Source organism: Streptomyces sp. RLB3-17 (assembly GCF_007113425.2).
Classification (GTDB): Bacteria; Actinomycetota; Actinomycetes; order Streptomycetales; family Streptomycetaceae; genus Streptomyces; species Streptomyces mirabilis_D.
Window position 1 is genome coordinate 355,181 of the sequence record NZ_CP041610.2, and the last position, 24,674, is coordinate 379,854.

General features: G+C 69.3%; 24 protein-coding genes and 4 pseudogenes. 14 read left to right on the top strand and 14 right to left on the bottom strand.

What is annotated here, in order from left to right; all coding sequences use genetic code 11:
* The first annotated feature begins 16 nt into the window (after window positions 1-16).
* From FNV62_RS01820 to FNV62_RS01845, 6 genes are all read left to right on the top strand, one after another.
* Complete coding sequence (locus FNV62_RS01820) at window positions 17-784, top strand: SDR family NAD(P)-dependent oxidoreductase (RefSeq protein ID WP_164657590.1); 768 nt, start codon at window positions 17-19, stop codon at window positions 782-784.
* Between the two features lie 11 nt (window positions 785-795).
* Window positions 796-1,761: an alpha/beta hydrolase gene (locus FNV62_RS01825; RefSeq protein ID WP_144314500.1), complete on the top strand. Its 966-nt coding sequence runs from the start codon at window positions 796-798 to the stop codon at window positions 1,759-1,761.
* A 166-nt stretch (window positions 1,762-1,927) separates the two neighbouring features.
* Window positions 1,928-2,737 carry an alpha/beta hydrolase gene (locus FNV62_RS01830; RefSeq protein ID WP_205523109.1) on the top strand — a complete coding sequence of 270 codons (810 nt, stop codon included), beginning with the start codon at window positions 1,928-1,930 and terminating at the stop codon, window positions 2,735-2,737.
* Between the two features lie 1,025 nt (window positions 2,738-3,762).
* Window positions 3,763-4,101 carry a hypothetical protein gene (locus FNV62_RS01835; RefSeq protein ID WP_144314502.1) on the top strand — a complete coding sequence of 113 codons (339 nt, stop codon included), beginning with the start codon at window positions 3,763-3,765 and terminating at the stop codon, window positions 4,099-4,101.
* A 287-nt stretch (window positions 4,102-4,388) separates the two neighbouring features.
* Window positions 4,389-4,628 carry a hypothetical protein gene (locus FNV62_RS01840; RefSeq protein ID WP_164331485.1) on the top strand — a complete coding sequence of 80 codons (240 nt, stop codon included), beginning with the start codon at window positions 4,389-4,391 and terminating at the stop codon, window positions 4,626-4,628.
* Between the two features lie 530 nt (window positions 4,629-5,158).
* Complete coding sequence (locus FNV62_RS01845; RefSeq protein WP_144316382.1) at window positions 5,159-7,867, top strand: SpoIIE family protein phosphatase/ATP-binding protein; 2,709 nt, start codon at window positions 5,159-5,161, stop codon at window positions 7,865-7,867.
* A gap of 374 nt (window positions 7,868-8,241) precedes the next feature.
* On the opposite strand, the pseudogene FNV62_RS56910 reads toward FNV62_RS01845, so the two are convergent.
* The 7 genes and pseudogenes from FNV62_RS56910 to FNV62_RS01875 all read right to left on the bottom strand — a co-directional run.
* Window positions 8,242-8,547: pseudogene (locus tag FNV62_RS56910) on the bottom strand (transposase); the annotation flags it as partial.
* 21 nt (window positions 8,548-8,568) lie between these two features.
* Window positions 8,569-8,907: pseudogene (locus tag FNV62_RS56915) on the bottom strand (histidine phosphatase family protein); the annotation flags it as partial.
* Window positions 8,908-8,925: 18 nt separating this feature from the next.
* Window positions 8,926-9,501, bottom strand: coding sequence for a hypothetical protein (locus tag FNV62_RS01855; RefSeq protein ID WP_144314504.1), 576 nt, complete (start codon window positions 9,499-9,501; stop codon window positions 8,926-8,928).
* Window positions 9,498-10,895, bottom strand: coding sequence for a hypothetical protein (locus FNV62_RS01860; protein WP_144314505.1), 1,398 nt, complete (start codon window positions 10,893-10,895; stop codon window positions 9,498-9,500). The genes FNV62_RS01855 and FNV62_RS01860 overlap by 4 nt, the downstream gene beginning before the upstream one ends.
* Window positions 10,892-11,725, bottom strand: coding sequence for an ABC transporter ATP-binding protein (locus tag FNV62_RS01865; RefSeq protein WP_164657591.1), 834 nt, complete (start codon window positions 11,723-11,725; stop codon window positions 10,892-10,894). The genes FNV62_RS01860 and FNV62_RS01865 overlap by 4 nt, the downstream gene beginning before the upstream one ends.
* Complete coding sequence (locus FNV62_RS01870; RefSeq protein ID WP_144314507.1) at window positions 11,722-12,540, bottom strand: zf-HC2 domain-containing protein; 819 nt, start codon at window positions 12,538-12,540, stop codon at window positions 11,722-11,724. The genes FNV62_RS01865 and FNV62_RS01870 overlap by 4 nt, the downstream gene beginning before the upstream one ends.
* Window positions 12,537-13,097 carry an RNA polymerase sigma factor gene (locus FNV62_RS01875; protein ID WP_144314508.1) on the bottom strand — a complete coding sequence of 187 codons (561 nt, stop codon included), beginning with the start codon at window positions 13,095-13,097 and terminating at the stop codon, window positions 12,537-12,539. The genes FNV62_RS01870 and FNV62_RS01875 overlap by 4 nt, the downstream gene beginning before the upstream one ends.
* A 902-nt stretch (window positions 13,098-13,999) precedes the next feature.
* On the opposite strand from FNV62_RS01875, the gene FNV62_RS01880 reads away from it, so the two are divergent.
* The 3 genes from FNV62_RS01880 to FNV62_RS01890 all read left to right on the top strand — a co-directional run bounded on the left by FNV62_RS01880 (window position 14,000) and on the right by FNV62_RS01890 (window position 15,599).
* On the top strand, window positions 14,000-14,359 hold the full coding sequence (locus FNV62_RS01880; protein ID WP_225900091.1) for a hypothetical protein: 360 nt from the start codon (window positions 14,000-14,002) through the stop codon (window positions 14,357-14,359).
* Between the two features lie 240 nt (window positions 14,360-14,599).
* On the top strand, window positions 14,600-15,007 hold the full coding sequence (locus FNV62_RS01885) for a hypothetical protein (RefSeq protein WP_144314509.1): 408 nt from the start codon (window positions 14,600-14,602) through the stop codon (window positions 15,005-15,007).
* A 43-nt stretch (window positions 15,008-15,050) separates the two neighbouring features.
* On the top strand, window positions 15,051-15,599 hold the full coding sequence (locus FNV62_RS01890) for a YciI family protein (protein WP_060899516.1): 549 nt from the start codon (window positions 15,051-15,053) through the stop codon (window positions 15,597-15,599).
* A 307-nt stretch (window positions 15,600-15,906) separates the two neighbouring features.
* On the opposite strand, the gene FNV62_RS01895 is transcribed toward FNV62_RS01890, so the two are convergent.
* Window positions 15,907-16,602: an alpha/beta hydrolase gene (locus FNV62_RS01895; RefSeq protein ID WP_144314510.1), complete on the bottom strand. Its 696-nt coding sequence runs from the start codon at window positions 16,600-16,602 to the stop codon at window positions 15,907-15,909.
* Window positions 16,603-16,678: 76 nt separating this feature from the next.
* Here FNV62_RS01895 and FNV62_RS01900 point away from each other — a divergent pair, with 76 nt between their 5' ends.
* A complete protein-coding gene (locus FNV62_RS01900) occupies window positions 16,679-17,269 on the top strand; it encodes a TetR/AcrR family transcriptional regulator (RefSeq protein WP_144314511.1) in 591 nt (196 codons plus the stop codon).
* A gap of 39 nt (window positions 17,270-17,308) precedes the next feature.
* Here the strand turns inward: FNV62_RS01900 and FNV62_RS01905 are convergent, their stop codons facing one another.
* Together FNV62_RS01905 and FNV62_RS57450 are read right to left on the bottom strand one after the other, a co-directional pair.
* Complete coding sequence (locus tag FNV62_RS01905) at window positions 17,309-18,016, bottom strand: transposase family protein (RefSeq protein WP_318658449.1); 708 nt, start codon at window positions 18,014-18,016, stop codon at window positions 17,309-17,311.
* 19 nt (window positions 18,017-18,035) lie between these two features.
* Window positions 18,036-18,218, bottom strand: a pseudogene (locus tag FNV62_RS57450) (IS5/IS1182 family transposase); the annotation flags it as partial.
* Between FNV62_RS57450 and FNV62_RS01910 the strand changes: the two are divergent.
* Window positions 18,177-18,578, top strand: coding sequence for a VOC family protein (locus tag FNV62_RS01910; protein WP_382112252.1), 402 nt, complete (start codon window positions 18,177-18,179; stop codon window positions 18,576-18,578). The pseudogene FNV62_RS57450 and the gene FNV62_RS01910 sit on opposite strands and share 42 nt — an antisense overlap.
* 481 nt (window positions 18,579-19,059) lie before the next feature.
* Here FNV62_RS01910 and FNV62_RS01915 read toward each other — a convergent pair whose 3' ends face one another.
* Complete coding sequence (locus FNV62_RS01915) at window positions 19,060-19,995, bottom strand: LLM class F420-dependent oxidoreductase (RefSeq protein ID WP_225900092.1); 936 nt, start codon at window positions 19,993-19,995, stop codon at window positions 19,060-19,062.
* A gap of 459 nt (window positions 19,996-20,454) precedes the next feature.
* Between FNV62_RS01915 and FNV62_RS01920 the strand changes: the two genes are divergently transcribed.
* A complete protein-coding gene (locus FNV62_RS01920; RefSeq protein ID WP_144314512.1) occupies window positions 20,455-20,823 on the top strand; it encodes a hypothetical protein in 369 nt (122 codons plus the stop codon).
* 167 nt (window positions 20,824-20,990) lie between these two features.
* Here the strand turns inward: FNV62_RS01920 and FNV62_RS01925 are convergent, their stop codons facing one another.
* Window positions 20,991-21,428, bottom strand: a complete 438-nt coding sequence (locus tag FNV62_RS01925) for a cupin domain-containing protein (protein ID WP_054234833.1) — start codon at window positions 21,426-21,428, stop codon at window positions 20,991-20,993.
* A 378-nt stretch (window positions 21,429-21,806) separates the two neighbouring features.
* On the opposite strand from FNV62_RS01925, the pseudogene FNV62_RS57455 reads away from it, so the two are divergent.
* Window positions 21,807-22,007: pseudogene (locus FNV62_RS57455) on the top strand (IS630 family transposase); the annotation flags it as partial.
* 98 nt (window positions 22,008-22,105) lie between these two features.
* Here the strand turns inward: FNV62_RS57455 and FNV62_RS57855 are convergent.
* Window positions 22,106-22,282, bottom strand: coding sequence for a helix-turn-helix domain-containing protein (locus FNV62_RS57855; protein ID WP_143651913.1), 177 nt, complete (start codon window positions 22,280-22,282; stop codon window positions 22,106-22,108).
* Between the two features lie 822 nt (window positions 22,283-23,104).
* Between FNV62_RS57855 and FNV62_RS01945 the strand changes: the two genes are divergently transcribed.
* A complete protein-coding gene (locus FNV62_RS01945; protein ID WP_144314513.1) occupies window positions 23,105-23,764 on the top strand; it encodes a DUF1707 domain-containing protein in 660 nt (219 codons plus the stop codon).
* Here the strand turns inward: FNV62_RS01945 and FNV62_RS01950 are convergent.
* Window positions 23,753-24,070 carry an ATP-binding protein gene (locus FNV62_RS01950; protein WP_318658450.1) on the bottom strand — a complete coding sequence of 106 codons (318 nt, stop codon included), beginning with the start codon at window positions 24,068-24,070 and terminating at the stop codon, window positions 23,753-23,755. The two genes, FNV62_RS01945 and FNV62_RS01950, sit on opposite strands and share 12 nt — an antisense overlap.
* Window positions 24,071-24,674: the final 604 nt, after the last annotated feature.

Consider the following 24,674-nt stretch of genomic DNA (forward strand, 5'->3'; position numbering starts at 1 on the left):
AACGGAGATGGGTGTCATGGAAGGTCTCAAAGACAAGGTCGTCGTCTTCGCCGGAGCCGGTGGCATCGCCACCGCCACCGCGACGTTCCTCGGCGCCGGCGGCGCCAAGATCGTCGTCAGCGACATCGTTGAGGAGTCGGCGGAGTTCACCGCACAGGCTGCGCGCGACGCCGGCGGTGAGGCGATCGCGATGGCCGCCGACATCTCTGATGAGGACCAGGTCAAGGCCCAGATCGAACTGGTGGTCAAGACGTACGGTCGGATCGACGGCCTGTTCAACGTCGCCGCCAACATCCACCCGGACGAGGTCGCCAAGGACACCAACGTCATCGACATCGACCTGGACGCCTGGCAGCGCACCCTCGACGTCAACCTCACCGGCTACCTGTTCACCCTCAAGCACGCCCTGCCGCACATGATTGCCGGTGGGGGCGGCTCGGTGGTCAACACCATCTCCAACGCCGTCTACGCCGGCATGGCGGACAAGGTTGCCTACTCGGTCACCAAGGCCGGCGTCGCGGCGCTGACCCGGCACGTCGCCCGCCGCTACGGCAAGGACAAGATCCGCGCCAACAGCCTCTCCCCCGGTCTGGTGCTCACCGAGGCAACGAAGCTCAACCTGCCTGAGGACTACCGCGAGATGATCCTGCAGTCGACACCCTCCTGGCGCAACGGCGAACCCGCCGACCTCGGCGCCGCCGCGGCGTTCCTGCTCAGCGACCTCTCGGCCTTTGTCACCGGGCAGGTCTTCAACATCGACGGCGGCACCACGATGCGCCCCTGAGAGGACCGGCGATGACCCTCCGCGTTCCCGAACACGACGTCCCGGCTCCCACCACCGTGAGCCCGCACGCCCAGGCCTTCCTGTCCCAACGGCTGGAGCCGACCGGGCCCGCCCAGCCGGTCGGCACCGCCGACAAGGACGCCTGGCGCGCCTACATCGAGGGCAGCAACAAGTGGCTGACCGCCGGCCTGCTCGCGAGCGCGGAGTCGTTCCCTGCCGAGATCATCACCCACCAGCTGCCGAACACCGCTCTCTACGAGGTCATCCCGGACGCTCCCGCGCCGGACACCGCGATCCTCTATCTCCACGGCGGCGCCTACATCCACGGCGCCGGTATGGCCGGCGCCTACATGGCCATGCCGCTCGCCGGCCACGCGGAGATCCGGGCCTTCGCCTTCGACTACCGGATGCCACCCGACCACCCGTTCCCGGCGGGACTCGACGACGCTGTCGACGCCTACCGCTGGCTCCTGGAGCGCTACGAGCCCACCCGGATCGCCTTCGCCGGCGGTTCGGCCGGCGGCGGACTCGCCGCCGCGGTTGCGCTCAAAGTCCGCGACCTCGGGCTGCCGCTACCCGCCGCCTGCGTGCTGGCCACTCCCGAAGCCGACCTGACCGAGTCCGGCGACTCCTTCGAAACACTGATCCACGTCGACGTCGTCGGCGGAGCCCGGCTCACCGACAGCATCAACCTCTACGCCGACGGCCATGACCTGCGCGACCAGTACCTGTCCCCGCTGTTCGGCGAGATCCCGCCCGGATACCCGCCGACCATCCTGATCAGCGGCACTCGCGACTTCCTGCTCTCCGACACCGTCCGGATGCACCGCGCCCTGCGCACCGCCGGCGGCCGCGCCGACCTTCACGTCTTCGAAGGCGCACCGCACGGCATGTTCAGTGGCCAGGCCCCCGAGGACCACCAGCAAGTAGCCGAAGTACGCCGATTCCTCGACGAGGTGTGGAAGGAAACCCCATGACCACTACCGGCAAGCAACCGGTACTGCACCTGCCGGCCCGCGAGGTTCCGATCCCCACCCTGCTCAGCCCGAGGCGCAGGCGCAGCTCGCGCAGAGACCCGGCATCTCGAACCCGCCCTGGCCGGCCCAGGACGACATCGACGGCTGGCGGGCGCTGATCGCGACCATGGACGAGACCGGCCTGGCCGGCCTGACGATGATGGCCCAGCAGGTGCCGGCCACGGTCGAAGAGATCAACACTGATGGCGTACGCGTCTACGTGGTCACGCCGGACGGCTGCGCAGCCGGCGATCAGTCCGTCTACCTCGACATCCACGGAGGAGCACTTCTGTGGGGCGGCGGCGAGAGCTGCCGGGCCCTGGCCCTCATCACCGCCGGTATGGTCGGCGCCGAGGTCTGGGCCGTCGACTACCGGATGCCGCCCGACCACCCCTACCCCGCCGGTGTCGACGACTGCGTCACCGTCTACCGCTCTCTCCTGCGCGACCGTCCCGCCGAAAAGATCGTCATCGGCGGCAGCTCAGCCGGCGGCAACCTCGCCGCGGCCACCATCCTCAAGGCCCGCGACCAAGGGCTCCCGCTGCCGGCCGCGGCCGTACTGATGACCCCCGAACTCGACCTCACCGAATCCGGCGACTCGTTCAACACCCTGATGGGCCTCGACACCGGGCTGACAACCCGGCTGATGCCGGCCAACCTGCTGTACGCCGGCGGCCACGACCTCACCGACCCGTACGTCTCGCCGCTGTTCGGCGACTTCACGACCGGGTTCCCGCCCACCTTCCTGGTCAGCGGCACCCGCGACCTGTTCCTGTCCAACACCGTCACCATGCACCGCGCCCTGCGCAGCGCCGATATCGACGCCGACCTGCACGTCTTCGACGCCGCCACACACATCGGTTTCATCGGCACGCCCGAGAGCGAAGAGCGCACCCGCGAGTTGCGGCGCTTCGTAGACCGGCACTGGGACCGGTGACCTGATGTCCGACGAGCCGACCTGCGTGCCCGCCTGTCTCCGCGCGAGGTTTCAGACACGATCCGGCCCCGTATGACCCGGATGTGGCCGCCGCGCGGCGTCGGGAGCATCGCCAAGGCCGAACACTTCCTCGTCTTTGTTGGCATAGCCGCATCCCTCATCGGCTACCGCCGATTGGCAGCCCCGCTCAGGGCCTGAGCCTGTCCTGCTGCACGTCGAAACAGGCCAGCCCCATCGAGTCCGCCAGGGCCGCCGCGTAAGCCGACGCTTCCTCGGCCATGCTCCAGCGCAAGCATGCGTCCGAACGCGTTGAGGCCTACGTCACCGTGCTTCTTGAGCGGTGGTGCGACATCACCGAGGACGAGGAAGAAGACCTCGCCTTGGTCGGTCGGGCCGTTGATCGACAGTGCAAGCGGTCCGCTCATCTACTTCGGATTTCCTGGGGCTCACCGTCGAGATAGCGGTCGTACAGGTCGTCGAAGACCCGGCCGGCGGTCTTGTCATCCGCAGGCCGCTCGCCTTCCCAGACAGCGAGGTCTTAGCTCATGCCCGGAGGCTCGTGCTGCCACATCACTCGCTGCAGTTCGCGCCGACACGCTGGAAAGAGATCCGCAGCCGCCTCGGCTCAGGCCGTTCGATACCCGGTGCATCCACGAACACGCCCCGTTGACTGAACGAACAGTGGGGATTGCGCAGTTCAGGGGGCGGATGCTGCCTGGGGTCGCTACGGTCACCGGTCGTGATGGACGATGTGCTCGACCGGGAAGTTAGCGACGTTGGTGGTTCCTCGGTGGGGTCGGCTGGCGGAGACCGCCGATCGGTACGAGCCGTATCGCCTCGTTGATCCCGACGGTGTGACCGTGGGTCGCTGTCTTGTTCCAGGAGTCGCTGGCGGCCGGGAAGGCGGCGTCGACGGTCCGCTCCTACAGCATGGATCTGCTCAGGTGGTGGCGTTTTCGGCAGGCAGTGGGCATCACCTGGGACCGAGCGACCCGGAGGTTCGGGCCGCCGGTGGCCCGAACCCGGTGGCAGAGAAGCCGCCGGCCGGCCCCGGTTGCGCTCCGACCATCGTCGCGCACAGCGAGACGGTGCTGCGACGCGTCTACGACATCCATCTCGACGCGGGGACCGGCCCGCTGGTCAACCCGTTCCCGCTGGACCTGTCGCGTCGTTCCGGCCGGGCGCACGAGCACTACGACCCGATGGACGGTCGAAGACCGAACGCCGACGACTGGTTCAACGAGCTGTTCGCCGCGCTGCCCCCACCGCGTCCGGGTCCAGGTCGCGCTCTGGATCCCCACCGGAGTACGCGCGTCGGAGCTGATCGGTCCGGCAGCGGGACATCGATCCCGGCCAGCAGTTGATCAGTGTGGCGCGCAAGAGCTCGCGGGCGGTGCGGCAGGGGCCCGCGTCGGCGGGCGCGTTCGTGCGGATGCGCCTCTACCAACAGAAGATGCATGGCCACGTGCCACGCGGTCACACACAGCCGCGTGTGGTGGACCAGGCGACGTCCGATTCGGCCGCTGAGCTATCACGATGCACACCGGGTGACCGGATGTTCGGGCACGCAGTGATCGAGCCGCGGGGAGTCGCGGACTCCAGTGCGGTGGCACAGGGCGTGTGTGCGCTTGTAGTGGCACAGCGGGAGCGCTTGCGGGTTCTCGCACAGCAGGGCGTCGTCGTTGGCGAGGAGGCGGCGGGCGGTGGTGGCATTGATGACGGTGCCCTCGAAGCGCTGGGCGCGGGCGGCTGTCTTGATGGCGCGCCGGGCGGCCGGGCCGGAGAGGCCGCCGCCTGGAGGTCGTCGACGGTGTCGGCCACGGCACGGACGGTTTCGATGTCGATCAGCTCGTGGATGCCGTCGCGGCTGCGCGCGGCGTACCCCTCGTAGACCAGTGCGGTGCGCAGGTGGCTGTGCGGGATGGCCAGGGCGACGAGCCCGCCCGGACGGCGGCGATGTGCCAGGCCAGGGTTCGGCGGAAGCCTCGGGTGCCGACCGCTCCGTGCGGGTCGGGCGGGATCACCTCGCCGGGCAGGCCGTGGCGGGCAGGCCGTAGCGGGCAGCTTCGGCGTTGGCCCAGGTGACGAAGTCCTCGATCCGGGTCCGCAGGGCGGGTGAGCGCAGGGATCCGGTGCCGGGGCCGGGACGGTGTGCTGGGTGAGCTGAAACGCACGTCGGCAGCCCCGCCGGGCCGGGCCGCCCACTCGCCGCGCTCGCGGCGTACGAGCGCCTTCACGGCGGGAACCGAAGGGCGCCGGCTACACGGAGATGGAGCGCTCTGGGTGCCCGCCTGGCCGACGGCGACATCGGGCAAGACTCGCACTCACCATGCGTACACATCCGGACACGCTCCGAACCGCCAGCAAGGCCATGTATCACCTAGGGGTGATATTGGCATATCCACGATGTTATATGGGCGTATGCATCAGCTGATCGGGCGCATGCGGTCCCGGCGTGGGCTGCCCACCGTCGCGGGCCAGGTCTTCCTTCTGCAGGCCATTCTGATCCTGGCCCTTGCGGCAGCGGCGGTCGCCGCCCTGATGTTCCAGTACCGCGGCGACGCCGAGCGCGAGGCCCGCACCCGGTCACTGGCCGTTGCCTCGGCAGTCGCCGCCTCCCCCACCGTGCGAGAGGCGTTGTCCCGCGCGAATCCGACCGTCGTGCTTCAGCCGCAGGCCGAAGAAACCCGCCGACGCACCGCCGTGGACTTCGTCGTCGTGATGAGTCCCACGGGCATCCGCTACACCCATCCGAACCCCGCACAGATCGGCCGGCGGTACATCGGCAACATCGCGGCAGCGCAGCACGGCGGGATCGTCACCGAAACGACTGCCGGGACTCTGGGCCCCTCGGTCCGCACCGTCGTTCCCGTCACCACAAATGACGGGAGGGTCATCGGTCTCGTTTCCGCGGGCATCACGGTCAAGCAGGTGAGCCTGGCCGCCGAGCGGCAGGTGCCCCTCGTCCTGGCGGCGACCGGAGTGGTGCTCTCGGCGGCCACGGGGGGAACCGCACTGATCAGCAGGCGCCTGCGCCGTCAGACACACGGCCTCGGCCCGACGCAGATGACCCGCATGTACGAGCACCACGACGCTGTTCTGCACTCGGTACGGGAAGGTGTTCTGATCGTCGATTCCCACGGGCGTCTGTTGCTGGCCAATGACGAAGCACGGCGCCTGCTCGGGCTGAGGGCCGACGGGGACGGGCGGCCCGTCACGGATCTGGGACTCGAACCAAAGGCCGAGCAGCTTCTCCTGTCGGGCAGGGCGACCACGGACGAGGTCATCGAGGTAGGCGACCGGCTCGTGGCCGTCAGCCAACGCCCCATGGCGCAGCAGCCCGGGCTGGGAGGCTGGGTCGCCACGCTGCGCGACACAACCGAACTCAGCGCACTGATGGGCCGGGTGGAAGTGGTCCAGGAACGGCTCACATTGCTGTACGACGCCGGTATACGCATCGGCACCACCCTCGACGTGACCCGCACGGCGCAGGAACTGGCGGCGTTCGCCGTGCCCAGGTTCGCCGACTACGTCACCGTCGACCTGGTCGACACCGTGCTGCGCGGCGACGAACCGAACCCCTTGCGTGCAGCGGAACTACGTCGCGTCGCAGTGGACGGCATACGCAAGGATGCGCCGCTCTACCCTCCCGGTGGGCTCATCCATTTCGACCCGTCAACACCACAGGCATCCGGCTTCGGCTCCGGGCAGATCGTGCTGGAGGCCGACCTGGCGGCCTTCTCCGGCTGGCAGGCTCAGGAACCCGACCGAGCTCGCAGACTGGTGGCATACGGAATCCACTCCATGATCGCTGCTCCCCTACGAGCCCGCGGAGTGATTCTCGGCGTGGCGACGTTCTGGCGTTCGAAGGAGCCGACACCGTTTTCTCAGGAGGACCTCTCGCTCGCAGAGGAACTGGTCGCCCGCGCGGCGGTGAGTATCGAGAACGCCCGTCGCTTCACCCGCGAGCACACCACGGCGGTCACGCTGCAACGCAGCCTTCTGCCGCACGCGCTCCCCGAGCAGAGCGCGGTCGACGTGGCCCACCGCTATCTTCCGGCAGAGGCAGGACTCGGCGGTGTCGGCGGTGACTGGTTCGACGTCATACCCCTCCCCGGAGCCCGCGTCGCCATCGTGGTGGGCGACGTTGTGGGACACGGACTGCACGCCGCCGCCACCATGGGACAACTGCGCACCGCCGTCCACAACTTCTCCACGCTCGACCTGCCACCTGACGAACTGCTCTGTCACCTGGACGAACTTGTCACCCGCATCGACCAGGACCGGGACGGCGACGGTGAAGCACCGACACTCACGGGCGCCACCTGCCTGTACGCGATCTACGACCCGATCTCCCGTCTCTGCACCATGGCCAGGGCGGGCCACCTGGAACCCATCATCGTGCGCCCGGACGGGCATGCGGACCTGCCCGGCGTACCGGCCGGCCCTCCGCTGGGGCTGGGAGGACTGCCCTACGAAAAGAAAGAGATACTCCTGCCCGAGGGCAGCTCCATCGTCCTCTACACCGACGGCCTGATCGAAGACCGGCAACGTGACATCGATCAAGGCATCGAGCTCCTGCGCCGTGCTGTTGCACACCCCGGGCAAACGCCGGACCAGGTGTGCCGGGCAGCGATGGATGCCATGGTCCCCGTAGCGCCACGCGACGACGTGGCCCTGCTCGTCGCCGGCACTCGGCTGCTCGACGGCAATCGCACCGCGTCGTGGGACGTACCGTCCGACCCCTCGGCCGTTGCCGACGTGCGTGCTGCCGCCGCCCGGCTCCTGGACGACTGGGATATGAAAGAGGAAGCGTTCACCCTGGAGTTGATCCTCAGCGAGCTGGTCACCAATGCCATCCGGCACGCAACCGGCCCCATCGGTGTGCGCCTGATCCGCGACCGCAGCCTCATCTGCGAGGTCTCCGACGGCAGCAGCGTCTCTCCGCACCTGCGCCGAGCCACCACCATGGACGAAGGCGGCCGAGGCCTCTTCCTGGTAGCCCAGTTCGCCGACCGCTGGGGTACTCGCTACACATCCGGCGGAAAGGTCATCTGGACGGAACAGCAGCTCTCCGCAACGGACCAGCCCACCGAACAAGCCCCGCCCAACGCCCCACCGCCCACCTGATCCAGCCCCGCCTCGCGGCTGCCCGCGACCTCTCTGCGCCCCGACCGTGCAACCGGCGCCGCAAGCGCAACGCTGTAGGTTCTCGCGGCTCAATGCAGTCCTGAGCCGCCGGACAGCCGGATCGCCAAGCCAGCCTCGCTGCCGGCCTCGGCGATGGCCCCAAGCAACTGACCGGACTGCCCGAGCAACAGCTCGACGGCACCCCAGCCGCACCTCCGTTCACTCCCCTGCCCCCACATCCGCGGCACGAGGCACGACGTACCGCGCGCATCGGCGAGGACCGGCTGCTGCGCACCCTCGGCCTCGACCAGGGCACCACTCGTTCCGCCACTCATCGCGCAGCTGGCCTGCATCGGCGACAAGGCGGGTGTCTGCGACTTCGCGCTGCCCATCGCCGCACTCGCCACCAGGCGTTGGTCCAGGACCTCGCGCCCGACTTCGGCGCCGATCAGCCGGTCCCGGAACTCGCAGAGCACCGAGTAGTCGAATTCGGGGTCAGTCAGTCCAGCCCGAGGGCGTATTTCCAGTCGATCCGGGCCCGCACCGCCTCGCCGGTCGGCCGGTCGGTCGGTCGGTCGGTCGGTGAGGTTCTCCACGAAGTGCAACATCACCAAGGCCTGCCACCCCGGTGACCATGCGCGTTTGCCCCGCGCTGGGAACAGACCCGCGAACTGCTCGTCCGTGGCCACACAGATGCGCTGCGCCCACGCAGCCTTTGTCTCGGATCCCTCCACACCCTCGTCGTGATCCATTCGCGACCCGACAACCGGCGAGGGGACGAATCGCCAGTCCAGACACTCCTGCGGCTTTCCCCCCGCCTTGCCGTAGGACTTCTCCAGCACTCTGCGACACAGGATCGGCTTCACACCGAACAGCTCGGCTACTTCCTCGGCCGTCCGCAGGGCGCACTGCAGATCCGAGGAGAGCACCTCCACCTCGGCACCGTCCGGGATCTGGGCCCGCAGCGCCTGGGCGATGGAGACCGCCGCAGGGACACCAACGGACGTCGGCTCAGGTGCACATGAGGCGGCATGCCGCACGCGACCACGCTGCGGTCGTCACCGTCTCGGTCCCGCGACGGCGTAGGCCGCGGTGCCGGCAACCGCGAGGACCAGGGCCGTCCAGGTGCCCGCTGCCGTGCCGGGCGGCAGCAGCATCCAACTCGCCACCTGCGTCGGCGCACTCGTCGGGGGCGGGGCAAAGAACGAGAACGAGAGCCAGGCGAACGGCAGCGTCCAGGCGTACTGGCCACCCGAGAGCACCGCACCCAGGGCGACCAGTCCCATCAGGCCCGCGCTGTCCCGGACGACGAACGCGGTGGTGGCCATGTCCTCGCCCATCGCCTGCACGGTCAGCAGCACCGTGCCGACGACCGCGCCGCAGAGCAGCACGTGTGCCGCTCTGCGGGGCACCCAGCGGATCGCGGCCGTCCGGTCCAGCGCGAGGTCCTGCCCGCTGAGCCCGATTGAGACTGCCATCGCCCCCGTAGCGAGGACGAGCACGGGCAGCCGCGGATCACCGGGCCCACCACCGCCGTCCCGGGCGAGTGCCCCCACCGCGACCGCGCTGACCACCACCGCGGCGAGCGAGGCGGGTATCTGCCGCGAGCGCGCGTACAGCGTCAGCCATCTCACCGGGACGCACCGCCGTTCAGCGCGGCGAACGCGTCGCCCTTGCAGGAGAGCGCGGCGGCGCGCATCGCGTTGATCCGCGAGAGCTGCTCGGCCCGTGGAAGCGCCTTGAGCTTCTTCCACACCGGGCGGGTCTCGGCGTCGACCTCGCGGCGAAACCTTGCCGACAAGGCGCCGGGAAGCGGCCTGAGGTCGCCGAGGACCCAGCCCACCGCGACGGTCTGCGCGAATTCGTCTCCCCCAAAGCTGCTCCAGCCGACGGGGGTGCACCCTGGCACCATGCCTTTGGCGATCAGGGCCCGGGTCAGCTCCTTGACCTTCGCGGCGGCGACGATGTCGTCGTCGAAGTCGAAGAGCACGGTCGTACGCGACCACTGTGGTGTAGAGCCTTCCGGCAGTACGGCGGTGTTCTCCCGGACCGAGACCGGCGCCTGGCTGCCCAGAGCGCCACGCAGCAGGCGCAGCGCCTCCTTACCGGGACCCGCGAGGTCGGCGAGTCGCGCCTGTTGCGTCTTCGTCACGCACACCGGGCCGTCGCACACCAGCTCCGCGGCGGCCTTGTCGACGACATAGATCCGGCGCGGATCGGAGGGAAGGACGAGCAGAGCGATCACCGCGCCCGCCAGGACGGGCGTCAGGGAGAGCAGCCGGGCGCGCGGGGTCGCGGCGACCAGCAGGGCGAAGCCGGTCACGGCCATGGCGAGCAGCCAGATCGTCTGCCCGACGTGCACGGAGACGGAGAGCGTGACGAGTGCATCGCGCACCTCCTGCACCGCCGGCGACAGCAGGGAGACCTGGTTCGGCTCCGTGCTCGGGAGCCCCGTCGCCGTGGTCGTCTCCGTCCGGCCCAACGACATCTGCATGAGGGCCGTGAACACGAAGGCGCCCATGGCCAGCGCGGGCGGGGTGAGAACGGACGGCAGGGCCCGCCCGGCCCCCATGCCCAGCACGGCCCCCGCGACGAGAGAGAGTGCCCCAACCAGCGAGATCGGCAGCCACCCGAGGTGCGTGTACTCGGTGTTGGCGACCACCTGGACCGCGCCCACGAGGACGAGGAGCGAGAAGGCCGAGGCCAGCGTGATCGCCGTCGCGCCCGCCAGCGTGGCCGCGCGGTGCCGGGCGGGTCGCGGCGTGCTCGTCAGCAGCTCGGAGATCTTCGAGCGGTGGTCGCGCAGGCCCTGCAGCGCCCCGAGCCCCACGGCGAGCGGCCACAGGTAGAACAGCACGGAGCGGGTCCACAGGGCCATGGACGTCCACTGGGCCGTCCACGCCGTGGTGCCCGTCCACCACGATCCGGGAATCAGGTACAGGAACGCCAGCGCCGTCGTCAGGACGACGGCGCCGGCCCACGGGGCGACGGAGCGCTTCAACTCGATACGCAGGACCCGGACGTTCACCAGGTGTCCCTTCCCTGCTCGGGGTTGAGCAGCATCGCCGTGTAGCCGCGCTCCAGCGGGCTGTCACCCACGTGCTCGGGGCCGCCCACCGAGGCCAGCTCGTCCGGAGGACCCTGGAAGACCAGTCGCCCCTCGGCGAGGAGCACCACGTTGGTGCAGGCGGCGGCGACGTCCTCCACCAGATGCGTCGAGACGAGCACGCAGGTGTCCGTACCCAACTCCTGCAGCAGCTCGCGGAAGCGCAGCCGCTGCGCCGGGTCCAGGCCGGCCGTCGGCTCGTCCAGCAGCAGGATCGTCGGGTCGTTGACGATGGCCTGGGCGATGCCGACCCTGCGCACCATGCCGCCCGAGAGGGCTTTCATCCTCTCGTCGGCGCGGTCCGCCAGACCCACCCTCTCCACGGCGCGCTGTACGGCGGCGGGGATGTCCGCCTTGGGCACCTCCTTCAGCCACGCCATGTACTCGACGAACTCGCGTACCGTGAAGCGCTTGTAGTAGCCGAACTCCTGCGGCAGGTAGCCGATCCGGCGCCGCAGCGACCGGTGTTCGCCCATGCCGCCAGCGGACCCGCCGAGCAGCTCCAGGGTGCCCTCGGTGGGGCGCAGTACGGTGGCCAGCGTCCGGATGAGGGTGGTCTTGCCCGCCCCGTTGGGGCCGAGGAGGCCGTGTACGCCGGTGCCCAGCGACAGGTCTAACCCGTCGACGGCCATCCGGTTCCTGCCGACCCTGACCTTCAGCCCGGTCGCCTGGATCTCCCAGGCGTAGGCCGTCGGTGCGATGCCGGCCGCGCTTACCGCGGACATGATGTGGTGTTCCTTTCCGATGGTCATCGATGAGCTCCCAACACGGAGTACGCGCCCCTTCGGGCGATCACGACCGCGGTACCGAGCGCGAGGACCAGTCCCCACACGGGCAGGCTGCCCGTCTGCAGGGCGAAGGTCGTACGGCTGGTAGCCAGGGCCGGCGCCACGACCGCCCCGGCCCACACGGCCGCCAACGCGACAGCGGCGCGGGTCACGCCCACGACACCGCCGAGCGCCAGGGTCGTCGAGGTGAAGGCCAGACAGGGCAGCAGCCACTGCGCGGCCGTCACGCCGGTCACCCATCCGGCCACCAGCAGCGCGGGGACGACCACGGCGAGCACGGACGCGGTGCGCCGCAGCACCAGGTACAGTCCCGCCCTCGGCGCGGAGGCCGTCAGCTCGTACGCCGGGTCCAGGCCTCGCGACCACGACGCCGCGACGCCCAGGACGGGCAGGATCGGGGCGAGCAGCAGCACCAGCGAGACCTCGCCGGAGCCGGTGTCGACCAGGTCGAGCAGGAGCGCGAGCAGTGTCACGCTCACGACCATGGCCAGCCACGGCACCATCGTGGGCGTCATCCACCTCGACAGCCGCGCCGACCAGCGCCGTTGGCGCGGCATCGTGGCAATAGCGGCCAGCTGGGGTTGGAGGCCGGACCAGACGGTGCCGACCAGTGCCGCCACGGCGGGCGCCTCGGCAGTGACGGCGGCCGACAGCCGGTCACGGCACACCCCGCACGCCTCCAGATGGGCCTCCAGGGCCCACATCTCGTCGGCGGCGAGGTCCGTGCCGCCGCGTGCGTATCCGTCGATGATCCGCATCGACGCGTGTTCCTCGCTCATGCCAGCGCCTCCCTCATTGCGATCCGGGCCCGGCGGGCACGGGTCTTGACCGTGCCCTCGGGCAGCCCGAGCAGGACCGCGGTCTCCCGGACGGACAGCCCGTCGAGCACCATGGCCTGCAGTACCTGTCTGAGTTCCGGCGAGAGGCGCCGCAGCGCGTCGCCGACGTCACCGCCGACGGTCGCCGCGAGTGCCTCCTCCTCGGCGGCGGGCGCCGCGTCGGGGAGAGCGGCGGCCGCCGGCGGCTCGGCGTGGTGGGCCCTGCGCCGGAAGGCGTCGACGAGGCGGCGTGCCGCGATCGTCCACAGCCATCCGGCGGCCGTCCCGCCCGTCGAAGACCCCGAAAACGCGCCCGCCGCACGCCACACCGCCAGATACGTCTCCTGCATGACCTCCGCGACGATCTGCTCGTCGGCGCAGCGACGGCGCAGCCGCAACGCCATCCACGGCGCGGTACGCCGGTACAGCTCCTCGAACGCCGCGCGGTCACCCCTGGCCACCAGCCGGACGAGACGCTCCTCGTCCAGCGCGCGCGGTGCCTTCCTGACTGATCTCACACCGGCTAGACGCCCGAGCCGGGCCGCAGGTTTTCCCCCCAACGTGATCCGCGCCACATGCGGGAAACCCGTGGGCTCCCTTCAACTGACGCTTCGCCATTACGCAACGGTGGCTTCGCCGGCCCGGAGGGTCTCGCTGAACAAGGGCGGGGGTGGCTTGAGCTGCGGTGGCTTCGGATATCCGAGCGCGCCGGAACGCGGTGATCACGCCTTCGATGGAGGTGACCCACCGGGAGCACCGAATGCTCGCTCTCCCCCATGAGCGTTCGGTTGCTCCCCGATGGGCCGAGTCAGCACGGCGTCACCCGCACAACTGCCCGGATAGCGATGGCATAGCCGCGCCCGGACTGACGGGGAACATCTGAACGACGGCCGGTGCCGACCCAATCGGTGTCTCATAGGCGCTCCTCGACGGCACGGCCGACGACGAAAATCCACCGCCCGCCCTGACGCTTCTTCCTTGGAACCGGCCCACCGAGCAGGCATCGCCCACCGCCGCGCCGTCGGCCTGACCGCGGGCGTGCGCGGCGCTGATCCCGCATCACCGAGGCCGAATGCGAAGGCTGGTTAGGTGCGATCGAAGGACTCGAAGTCAGCCTCGCCGGAGCCCAGGACAAACTCGCCCAGCTGGATACCGACCAGGTCCGCCGACGCACCGTTGTGGACCTCGACGTCCCGACCTTCCGTGACATCGCGTGCCAGGACGGCATCTCACCCGGCCCGGATGAGACCGCCTCGGTGCTGGAACAGAGCGATCGCGTCGGACGGCCCGGTGCGAAATATCGTGTATCGCCGCAGGTGGCAGCACATCTAGGCTGTAGGTCATGCATCAGAATCGAAGGCGTGACCGGCGGCCAGTCCGCTGTGTGGGGCTGGTGCGGGCCCGGCACCAGGCTCCGACCTTGGCGGTCGAGGGGGCCGATGTCGTGATCGTTGGCTATTTCTCCGGCAAGCAGAAGGACTTTGCCGCGCTGATGGATACGGCGGCTCAGGAGATGACGACGCGCGGTGCACGGGTCGTGGGCCGAATCGTGCAACGGCGAGGCATCTCGGACGGCGGGGTTAAGAAGATGGCCTTGCCCTATTCCTCGCGGACTCTCCTGAGTTACGGAAAGGTTCGTGAAGCAGCCGCGCTCTGTGAGCAGACCAATGCCGACGCGGCGGTCTTCTTGCCGTCTTTGACGGAGCGCCAGCGCCACGTGTTGACGGGGATGCTTGGCTGTCCCGCTGTGAGTCTCGCCAATGGCCTGGCAGCTGACTGAACCTGCCCTTCATCCTCTGACCTCAAATCCGAGGCGGGACGAGCATCTGGTGCGGGCCGTGGGCATCGTAACGAACGTGGGTGTGCGGCCCCTTGGGCAGCCTTCAGCTGAGCTGCTCGGCCAGCCGGACGAGGATGCCCTCAGGCCGCGGACGTAACAGAGCAGACAGCTGCCCTCGAACTACTGCACCTCGCCGACGAGTTCGGCGCCACGGGTTCGTAGACGGGCAAGAACTCCTCGATGTCGTCGACGGCGGTGGCATTGACGGCCGCCAGGCCGACATCGACCACAGCGGCGATCCGGGCCCGGGACGCCCGGCCCGGCGCGATCAACCGCCTCCAGCTCGACGACCTCGACATCGGCAACCGTCGGCTCATTGTCGACGGCCGAATCGGGACCCTGGACAAACACACGCTGCAGGCCGCCCCCGCCTGGCTGAAGCACCGGCGACGGCGACGGCCCACCACCGCCAACCCGCACCTGCTGATCAACAAGCAGACCGCGCTGGAGACCGGCCCCATCAGCGGTGCCTCCGTCTCCGCCGCGCTCCGCGGCCAAACAGCCACGCACCGACGAGAAGACGCCTATCCGCCAAGCGGAGTCGGCACGCGTGCTTTTGGGCGAGGCCGCCGAACAGCATCGCAGTGAAACTCGCTCGACCTGGTCACCTCCTTGCGGAGATCCTTTGGGCATGGAATTCCTCTGCTACCACCGCGACCGGCCCGGCTCCCTGCCGCTGCGCGACGACCTACTGGAAGCGCATTGGTCCTACATGGACCAGTACGCGAAGGAGATGATCGCCCGGGGCCCGACCCTCGCCGACGACGGCGACACACCCACCGGAAGCGTGCACATCCTCGACCTGCCCGATCCCGCCGCCGCCCGCGCGTTCGCCTTCGACGAGCCCGGCTACCAGACCGGCGTGTACCGGGACGTGCTGCTGCGGCGGTGGCGCAACCTGCTGGGGCGCACCATGTGGGACTTCCCCGGCGGCCGGACCGGCGGCAACCGGTACCTGGTGCTCGGCCTCGGCACCGGACAGGCCGCCGACCTCGCGGTGCCGCCCGACCAGGAGCTGATCGCCTACGGGCCGCTGCTGTCCGACAACGGCGCCACCTGGCTGGGCACGGCGGCGCTGCTCCGGGCGCCGGACCCGGACACGGCACGCGCCATCCTGACCCCAGACCGGTACGCCGACATTGAGGTGCACAACTGGCAGTTCGGCGGGCGGCCGTCATGACCCGAGGACGTCCAGGCCGACGTCGCCGCCGAAGCCCTTTGGATCGCTCAGCATCCTCGTGTTTCACGCGAACTCACGGGGATCAACGGATTCTCAACGCTGAGCGGTTGGCCTTGGAGGGCCGCGCGTCAGGGGGAGACGGCCCCTGAGGATCAACGGCCGGAGATCTGGCGCCAAGCCGGTGTTCGCAGGTCGACGTCCTGCCCGTGGTAGTCCGTGTAGGCCCTCGACAGAAGTTCTTCCTCGGCGCTCACGACGGCACCATCCTGGTCCTCGGATCCCCGGCCCGGCTCGTCCGGGGCTGCCGTCACAGGCTCAGCAGCAGGTCCCGGACCGCGGCGGGCTGGGAGAGGAACGGGTGGTGGCCTGCGTCGAGTTCGACGACTCTGCCGGCCCGGCGGGCGAACTCGCGCTGTAGGCGCGGCGTGGTGCCGCGGTCCTGGGCACAGACGAGGTACGTCGAGGGCACCTGCTGCCATGCGGCCGCCCCCACCGTCTGCCCGGTCACCTGCACGCTCTGCCGGGCGAGGTGGTCCGCCGCCTGGGCCTGGACCTCGGGGTCGCAGTCCTGCAGGAACGTGTCCACGAGCAGTTCAGGGCGAACCCCGAACGTACCGGCGTCGGGGTCGACGTCGAGGAACGGGGCGGGGCTGCCGTCCCCGAACTCCGACAGGCTCTGCCCGACCTCGGGCAGGTAGCTGGAGACCAGCAGCAGGTGGCGCACCGACCCGATCCCCGCGGCAGCTTCCGCGGTGATGATGCCGCCATAGCTGTGGGCAACCACGACGGTCGGCTCGTCGCTGTCCTGCAGCACCTGCCGCACCGCGGCAACGTCCTCGGACAGCCCCGGACCACCGACGCCGCCGGGCAGGCCCGCTTCGCCGCAGCTCGGCAGCGCCGGGGCCACGCTCAACACCCCTCGCTCCTGCAGCAGCTCGGCGGTGCGGTGCCACCACCACGACCCGTCCCGCACGCACGCCCCATGCACGAACACGACCCTCATCGCTTCCTCCACGTCTGCCTCGACTGCCTTGCGATCAACGGTAGACGTAGCCGCCGTTACGTGAAAAAGTCGCGCCGTGGGCAGACGACCGCAACCGCACATCAAGGAGAGGCTGCTCGACGCCTGCGCTGATCACGCCCTCGCGCACGGCCTCCCCGACCGCCTCGAGCCGCTGGCCACCGCCACCGGCACCTCAGCCCGCATGCTGATTTATCACTTCGGCACCCGCGACGCCCTGCTGCGGGCCGTCCTCGGACGCGCGCGACAACGCCAACTCGACTCATTCGGCGACCTCCTGCGGGTGCGACCCGACGAGCCCTACACGGCCACCCTTGATCGCGCCTGGACCTCCATCACCGGCCCGGACGGGCGGCCGTACCTGCGGATGTTCGGTCAGCTGCGCGAGAGCGCGGAGCAGCAGTTGTGGCCCAACTTCCGGCGCACCGCGACGACAGACTGGCTCGGGCCGCTCGAGGACGGCCTGCGCAGCATCGGTCGGCCGGAGCTCGCGACGCTCGTTCTCGCTGTCATCCGTGGTCTCCTCATGGACCTCGACGCCACCGGCGACACCACCCGTACCGACGGGGCCTTCCGCGACTTCCTCGACGCAGTCGAGCACCTTTCCAGCGGCTCCCCCTCAACCGCTTACGACTTGGTACGCGATTGAGGTCGGGACGTGCTGGCCTGGTGAATTGTCTGGTGGTGATCAGCAGGCCGTGCGGTGGACGGGCACCAGTTCGGTGCTCGTCCGGTGCCGGGTCGGTCTGCAGGGGGCACGGTCGCAGACCGGGCCGGCGATGGCGTCGTGAGTCTCGGGGTAGTACTCGCGCCGTCCGGTGTACCGCTGCAGCGGGCGCCACTTCTTCTCTTCTCCGATGACATGCTCCACGCAGATCCGGCGGGAGGATTGGCGTCGGCGCTGCTTGCGCCAGGCATACCGCCCGCCGAGCGGGGCGTCATCCTTCGGTTTCTTCGGCGGGGCACTGACCCGGTCGGGGAACTCGTTGGCCAGTCCTCGGTAGCCCTCGTCGGCCTCGGCTTGCACCTTCGGGTGCAGGCGGAACCGCTCGGCGATGCCCTCGGCGCGCACGGCGGTCTGGTCGCGCATGCGGCCCGGCCGGCCGGTGCCGGACCACAGCAGCCGGGCGGAGCTGTCGCTGATCGTGGTGGTCTTGGCGGTGCTCTGCTTCTTCTGGCGATGCTCTGCTTCTTCTTGCCGGACACGAACGCCTTGCGGCCTGCTCGTCCGGCCCGGGGACGGCGGACTTGCACTTCGGTTCCGTCGACGCGCAGGTCGACTTCCTCGACCTCGGCATAGGCGAAGACGCCAGCCAGGGTATGCAGCCGCGCACCGGCCGCTGCGGGACGGCAAGGCCACGCCGGGCCAGCAGAGGACGGATCTCGTGGATTGCACGGGTAACGGTGGGCCGGGTCACTCCATACAGCTCGGCCAGCGCCGCGTGAGGCAGGTGCAGCCGCAGGCAGACCAGGGTGATCAGCACCCGGTCGACGAAGACCAGCTGGTAATTGGGCCCGGCACCGGCCGCCCGCTGACGGTCGTGGCCGCGCCGTTCGTGGAGCGCAGACTCGCGCTGTGCCGCCCACGGGCCAGCCACTTCCTCGATCAAATCGCCGAGATGTGCACGATCAAGGCCGCAGAAGGCAGGATGGGACTCGACGGCGTCCGGAGCGACATCGCGATGATGCGGACCCCGGACGGCCACAGCAAGCTGGTGCTGACCAAATACCACACCCCCGCGGTATGCGACACCGAGCCGCGGAACCCTCCGCCCAACACGCTGGGCCTGCATCGCGTCATGTTCGCCGTCGACGACATCGACGACACCATCGCCCGCCTGCGCGCCCGCGGCGCCGAACTCCTCGGCGAGGTAGCGCAGTACGAGAACATCTTCCGGCTCTGCAACCTCCGCGGCCCCGCAGGCATCATCGTCGCCCTGGCCGAACAGATTGGCTGACGCGAGCCTGCCGCGCGGAGCATGTCGACGGTCAGCTTCGCTATGACGCCTCCGCGACAGGGGCGGCGCGGGCTGCTGTACGAGCCCGGGGATTCCGCGGCGGACGATGTCGGGCGCGGGGAGGACTTCGCGGGCCCGCACGGCCGCCCAGCCGCTGGTGTGGAGGAGGAAGTCGGCGTACCGCGGTTCGGCGGCGACGGCCGTACGAGCTGGACAAGCGGCTCGCACGGCAAGCGACTGCGTTGCACACCGCGGCGCCGGCCGTCGATGGCCTCCCCCGCAGGGGCCCGGTCGGTGGCACATCGCCCTTCCGCCGATCCGGCTCTCCAAAGCGTGGGTCCAGCCCCGGCGTCGACGAGGGCGCCCGACAACGCAGGCGCACGGCCCGGGCCCAGGACGCCGGCCGGCACCGCAGTCGCGGGGTGCCGCTAGCACGGGGCCAGGGCTCTCGCACATCTGTGACCTACGAGGTATCCGCAGGTCAGTCGCCTCGTGTTTGGGGACGCCTTGTGGGCGTGAAAGTCGGCTGGGGCCCGGACTGCCCTGATTGTTCCTCCGGGCGAATCCAGGTTTGGGCGATTTCCGCGACCCAGATGGCAGCCGCCTCGGGAGCAGACGGGGGTGCGCCAACGACGACGAGTTCGGTGACGCCTGCCGCACCGAGTGCGGGGAGGTGCTCCGGGGTGCCGTCGCTCAGCGCCACTGCGACGGTGAGCTCGTCAAAAGCGCGACCGTGGCGGGCGCACTCGTCGGCGAGAACGGCGATGCGCGCGGGGACGTCGGCCGCCGGGACGTTGAAGCCGTACCAGCCATCGGCGAGCGTGACCGCGCGGCGCAAGGCGGCGTCGCTGTTGCCTCCGACCACGACCGGGAGCCGGCCGCCGCGCAGCGGCTTCGGATTGACCCGGATGGCGTCGAAGCGGGTGAACTCCCCCGTGAAGGAGGCCGGGTCCTCTGCCCAGATAGTGCGCATCGCGGCGAGGTACTCTTCGGCCCGCCGCCCGCGACTGGCGAAGGGGACTCCGAGCGCTGCGAATTCCTCGGCCGACCAGCCGACCCCGACACCAAGGCTGAACCGCCCGGCGGAGAGCACGTCGAGTGTGGCGGCCTGTTTGGCGACCACGATCGGATTGTGCTCAGGCAACAGGAGTACGCCGGTGGCGAGTTCGATCCGGCTGGTGACCGCCGCCGCGAAGGTCAGGGCAAGCAGCGGGTCCAGCCAGTTCGCGTCCGCGGGCACGGCGATCCGGCCGTCCACGGAGTAGGGGTAGCGGGAGGCGGGCGCATCCACGAGCACCACGTGCTCGCCGCACCAGAGTCTTGCGAAGCCGTGTGTCTCCGCGGCTGTGGCCACCGCACGGATCACCTCGGGACGGGCACCGTCACCGATACCGAGCGCGTGCAACCCCACTCGCATTCTCCACCTCCGGGCGTCACCTTAAGCGCGCAGCCCGGACGCCCTCGGGTGACGTGGCGCGCCGCGGGCGGAGGCAGCGGGGACTGCCGTCCAAACGAGTGAGACCACTACCCCCGCCGCGGACATGTCTGCGTCCGCGATCCCGGATCTGTTCGATATGCACATCAACGCGGCTGTCCGCTGGGTCCAGCATGCCAAGAGGACTGGATCGACTACGGGGCCGACGGCCGGCAACATCCTCTGGGTGCCTCGGGCCTTCGAACACTGTGGCGATCTCGCCGACGAGGTCGGTGGTGAGCATTGGCGCGACGTACGGTCCCGGCGCATTCGACAATCGTCCGGTGACCGATGAGAAGCGTTGCCTCACCCTTCGCGTCGTCGTTCCTGATCCCACACAGAGGACACGAGGTGCGGCCGGCCGAGGCGTCGTGCGCCGAAGGCTGCTGCGACGCTCTCTGCGTGACCATCCAGCGCGACGGCGATTACGTGCTCTGGGACGAGTGGCGCAATCCTGACGAGGACGAGGTTGACCTGACCGCCTTACGCTTTGAGGCTCAGGAGTACCAAAGAGAAGTCGAGCAGGCGACCGCGGACCGCAGCTGGGAACGGCCGGCGCGGACCGTTGCACGGCTGCTGGAACAAGACCTCCGAGAACGCACTGACCGGGTCGCACGGTGGGAGTGCGAACTCGGCGCCGTGTCCGCCTCTGAACGGCTCGCTGAGCAACTCGTCGCAGCTGACCCGCGCCAAGCCGCCGAAGTCCGCGGCGGCTCAACAGACTTCGCCAGGCAACCAGCGCCGTATCAGACAACGTTTGCCCTGTTGTGATGTGACGCGCCGCTCGGGTGCTGGCGCAGCGGTGCGCACCACGAGTCGGTCCGGGTGGCAGACCGTGTGCGGGTTCGTGAGATCGATGACGATGAAGGCCAAGGTTGCTGCAAAGCCCGGCACCTGGATCGGTGTCCGGGACTCCGCACTCTTGTCGATCTCGCGGGTCAGCCTTCGGAGGGACGCGGGGCGCGCAAGTGCGCCCGTTCCTTCAGCTCCTCCTCGTCGACCAGCTTGAGCATCGGCTGACCCGGCGCGCACACCATGGTCACCACGAACTTGGTCGGTGCGTCCGACAGGGCGTTGCCGTCCTGGTAGTGGATCACGTCACCGCCTGGCTCCCAGAACGTCCCACCGGCCTCGACCACACGCTCTGGCTCACCCTCGAGCTCGAACCGGAGCGCGCCCTCCATCACGTAGCCGAACGACGGGCCCGAATGGCGATGCGGAGGGAGCCCGGGGTGACCGGGAGGCCAATCGACGAGGATGGTCATTCCCGAACCACCTTCGGGAAAGAAAGGCGGAGTGACTTCCTGCAGCAACTTGACTTCGGGCGGCAAGGAGACCTCATGGGCGCTCCCGTGCTCTGGGTTCTTCGCTGACATGTACCACACCTCCGTAAGCCTGCCCGGAATGGACGATCTTGCGTCGGCCACCGCATTCCGGACCGGTGTACCGACCCACTCGTTCGGCGGTGACCAAGTTCGCCGGTTCCCGGCTCACACAACTCGCTTCGCAACGAGGACATGCCACAGCCCGCATCCGTGACAGGCCGTGCGCCTTCTGCCTCGCCCAAACGGTCTCGACACCACCCTGCCTCCCGTCGGCGGCCGCCACAATCCGGGAGCCAGCGGCATCGAGACCGCACCGCGCCATGTCATCGGCGGGCATCCAGCGCCGTATCAAGCAACGTCTGCCCTGTTGTGATCTGACGCGCCGCTCAGGTGCTCGCGCAGGCGGTGCGTCACCATGGGTCTGTCCGGGTGGCAGAACGTGTACGGGTTCGTAAGATCGATGACGACGAAGGCCGGAGGTTGCTGCGGATCATCCGCAGAGGCACCGGCTCGGTCGTGACGTGGCGGCGGGCTCAGATGGTGCTGCCATGCCACAGGGCATGACGGTGGCGGAGAACGCCGAGGTGGCGTTCACGAGCGCGGACTGGTTCCGCGATGTGATTCACGAGGCCGAGCAACGGGCGGTAGACAGGCTTCGCGACGGCTGCATCAGGGCGCCCTCGGAGCGCGCTACGTCTCCCTCGGTACGGACACGGCCGCCGCGTTGGTCATCCGGCTCCGCACATGATCGGTCGGACAGCTCCTAGCTGCTCGGTATTGGTGGCCCGGGCGAAGCGCAGGATGGTGCCGCGGCTGATGTGGAGTTCACGGGCGATGGCTCGCAGGCTGTCGCCGCGTTCGATGCGTTCGTGGATCTGCTGGTGGCGCTCGGGGGCGCGGAGCAGCCAGGGGCCGCGGCCGTCCGTGCACGTCGATTACGCCGGCGTGGTCGCGGCAGACGATCCGCACCTCGGGGTGTTCGCGCAGCCAGGCGGCGGAGGTGTGCGCGATGCGGTCTGCAAGGGCGTCGCTGGGGCGGTGAGTGTTCGTGTCCACGAGGATCGTTGCGTGGGTACGACCACGGCGCACGGCGAACTCGTCGACGCCCAGATACGGGACAGGCTCCGGCAGCAGAACGGGTGGTGCGTGAAGGAGGCGGGGCTGGGTGTCCTTGCAGGTGGTGACGGCTGTGCGTCCTCACTGAATGGCTCCGGCACGTCCGCCAGGAAACAGGGCAGTGTCAGTGAGTTGGGGGTGAGGACAATCGTGCGGCGTGTGTCAACCCATCAGATCCGATTCTGCTCGGCGCCAGACACCGCTGGTCGTAGCAGTGCACGCGCGTGGATATCTGTCCGCGTCCCGGACAGGCGGTCGACTCCACCGGGGAGCGCACAACGAGTCGGGCCTCGGTGTCCCCTAGAGCCACTTCTTCGACCTCCACCACAACGAGGTGATGCCCACCAGCTCTTGATCGTCGTGCATGCCCAAATCGGCCTTTCGGATTCACTGAAGCCGCCCCGGGGAACGGTGTGAACTGGCCCCAGTGATGCGGTTGTTGTCGAGACCGGGCCTCGGCATGATGGATGCCGCATGCCGTGAATCGACGCTGCCCATCGCCTCTCCGCGATGAGGCCCAGCCGTGCCCCATGTCGCGATATAGCGTTAGTCTTCTACTCGCGCCGCTGCCTGCGTCGCGCGGAGACGTTCGACAGGACCAGGACGGAAGCATGTCGGGAGAGATTTCGCCCACCGGGAAGCACTCCGGCTCCAGCTCGTCGCCCGAGCTGCGAGCCTCTCATGCCGACCGGGACCGGGTGGTGGATGTGCTGCGTATCGCGGCGGGGGACGGCCGGCTGACCGCGGACGAGTTGGACGAACGCCTGGAAGCTGCCCTATCGGCGCGGACTCTGAGCGAACTGACGACGCTCACCGCTGACCTGCCGCCCGTATCGGCTACGGTCGGCGGGACTGGAGCAGACGTCAAGGACATGGTTCGGATCGAACAGGTCCACAGCGGCGCGGTCGAGCGCGTGGGGCGCTGGGTGGTACCGCGAAGGCTGGAGCTCGCGGTGACGTACTGCGAGGTGACGCTTGACTTCACTGACGCAGTGATCATGCACCACACCTTGCGGATCGACGTGGGCATGACGGGGAAGACCCTGACGCTGGTCACGAGGCCGGGCATCGTGATCGACACTGATGGTCTGCAGCTGGTGCACAGCAAGGTCAAGTACCGTCAGATTCCGACGGATCCTGATACGCCGGTCACTCTGCGAGTGGAGCTGGTCGGTCAGAAGGCCCACGGCCGCGTGGTGGTGCGGCCCCCGCGTCGGACGTTCGGGCAGTGGCTGCTGCGTAGGTCCCCGTCCTTCCCCTCAGGCGCTTGACTCCATCAGTGCGACCGCTGCCGAAGTGAACCTGGTCGGCTCCACTGCTTGGTCTGGTTGGCTTTGCACGCGGGCGAGCCCGTAGGACTCGGTTCCAGTCGCGCTCAGGGCGGCGTTGAAGGTGGGCCCGTCCACGATCGCCGCGCAGAGCCGCGGGCCGGTGAAGATGCGGCTCCAGCCCCTGACACCCTCGATGGATGCGACCGCGATGCTCTCCCTTTCCTCACGCCCAGTGGGCACTTGGAAGAGCATCTCCGCGCCGCGGCGGTCCAGTTCGAGATGACCGAGTCCGTCGATTGCGCACACGTCGACGCGGCCCGCAGCGGGCGATGGCCTTGCTCAGCTGTTTGTCGTCGGCGGGCTTCGACCGGCTCGTTCACCGATGACACCGCAATCGCGGCCTCAGCCACCGCGCGGTGAGGGAAGTGCCTTGGCCTGCCACATCACTGGGATTCTGCGGCAGGCCAAGGAGGTCACAACTCCAACGTCCGACTCCCCGCTCCCCGGGAGGCTTGGGCGCCGTCCTCACACGTCTGCCGGTCAGACGTCTTGGGGGCGGAACCCGTAGACACCGGCCTTGACTTGGGTCGGCTGTGGGAGCGACGTACTCGGCTACTGCCCCGCGGTCTCATGCCGTCACGTCCGGGGCGCGGCTCGCCTCGATCTCCGGCGCGAGCTGCTCGTCGGCGATGCGCTCGGCCTGGGCAGGCAGCAGGTGCCGACGGCGAGATCGGCCAGAGTGTGGCGGAGCGCCATGCGCTCGGGGCGCGCGCAGGTAGGGCTCGGTGGGCAGTGCTCAGGACGCGGGAGATGGCGGCCTGCCCGACGTCCAGGAGTGTGCGGTACTTCTCCCTGCCTTGGGCCCCCGCCTTGGGCCGAGCGGGCCGCTGCTTCGACACCGGTGAAGCCG

Bases quoted from the DNA above. Each gene is read 5' to 3' on its own strand.
- FNV62_RS01845 (WP_144316382.1), top strand. From the start codon at position 5,159: ATGCATCAGCTGATCGGGCGCATGCGGTCCCGGCGTGGGCTGCCCACC.
- FNV62_RS01925 (WP_054234833.1), bottom strand. From the start codon at position 21,428: ATGTCAGCGAAGAACCCAGAGCACGGGAGCGCCCATGAGGTCTCCTTG.
- FNV62_RS01830 (WP_205523109.1), top strand. From the start codon at position 1,928: ATGGACGAGACCGGCCTGGCCGGCCTGACGATGATGGCCCAGCAGGTG.
- FNV62_RS01945 (WP_144314513.1), top strand. From the start codon at position 23,105: ATGTCGGGAGAGATTTCGCCCACCGGGAAGCACTCCGGCTCCAGCTCG.
- FNV62_RS01870 (WP_144314507.1), bottom strand. From the start codon at position 12,540: ATGAGCGAGGAACACGCGTCGATGCGGATCATCGACGGATACGCACGC.
- FNV62_RS01895 (WP_144314510.1), bottom strand. From the start codon at position 16,602: ATGAGGGTCGTGTTCGTGCATGGGGCGTGCGTGCGGGACGGGTCGTGG.
- FNV62_RS01865 (WP_164657591.1), bottom strand. From the start codon at position 11,725: ATGACCATCGGAAAGGAACACCACATCATGTCCGCGGTAAGCGCGGCC.
- FNV62_RS01915 (WP_225900092.1), bottom strand. From the start codon at position 19,995: ATGCGAGTGGGGTTGCACGCGCTCGGTATCGGTGACGGTGCCCGTCCC.
- FNV62_RS01820 (WP_164657590.1), top strand. From the start codon at position 17: ATGGAAGGTCTCAAAGACAAGGTCGTCGTCTTCGCCGGAGCCGGTGGC.
- FNV62_RS01890 (WP_060899516.1), top strand. From the start codon at position 15,051: ATGGAATTCCTCTGCTACCACCGCGACCGGCCCGGCTCCCTGCCGCTG.
- FNV62_RS01825 (WP_144314500.1), top strand. From the start codon at position 796: ATGACCCTCCGCGTTCCCGAACACGACGTCCCGGCTCCCACCACCGTG.
- FNV62_RS01885 (WP_144314509.1), top strand. From the start codon at position 14,600: ATGTCGTCGACGGCGGTGGCATTGACGGCCGCCAGGCCGACATCGACC.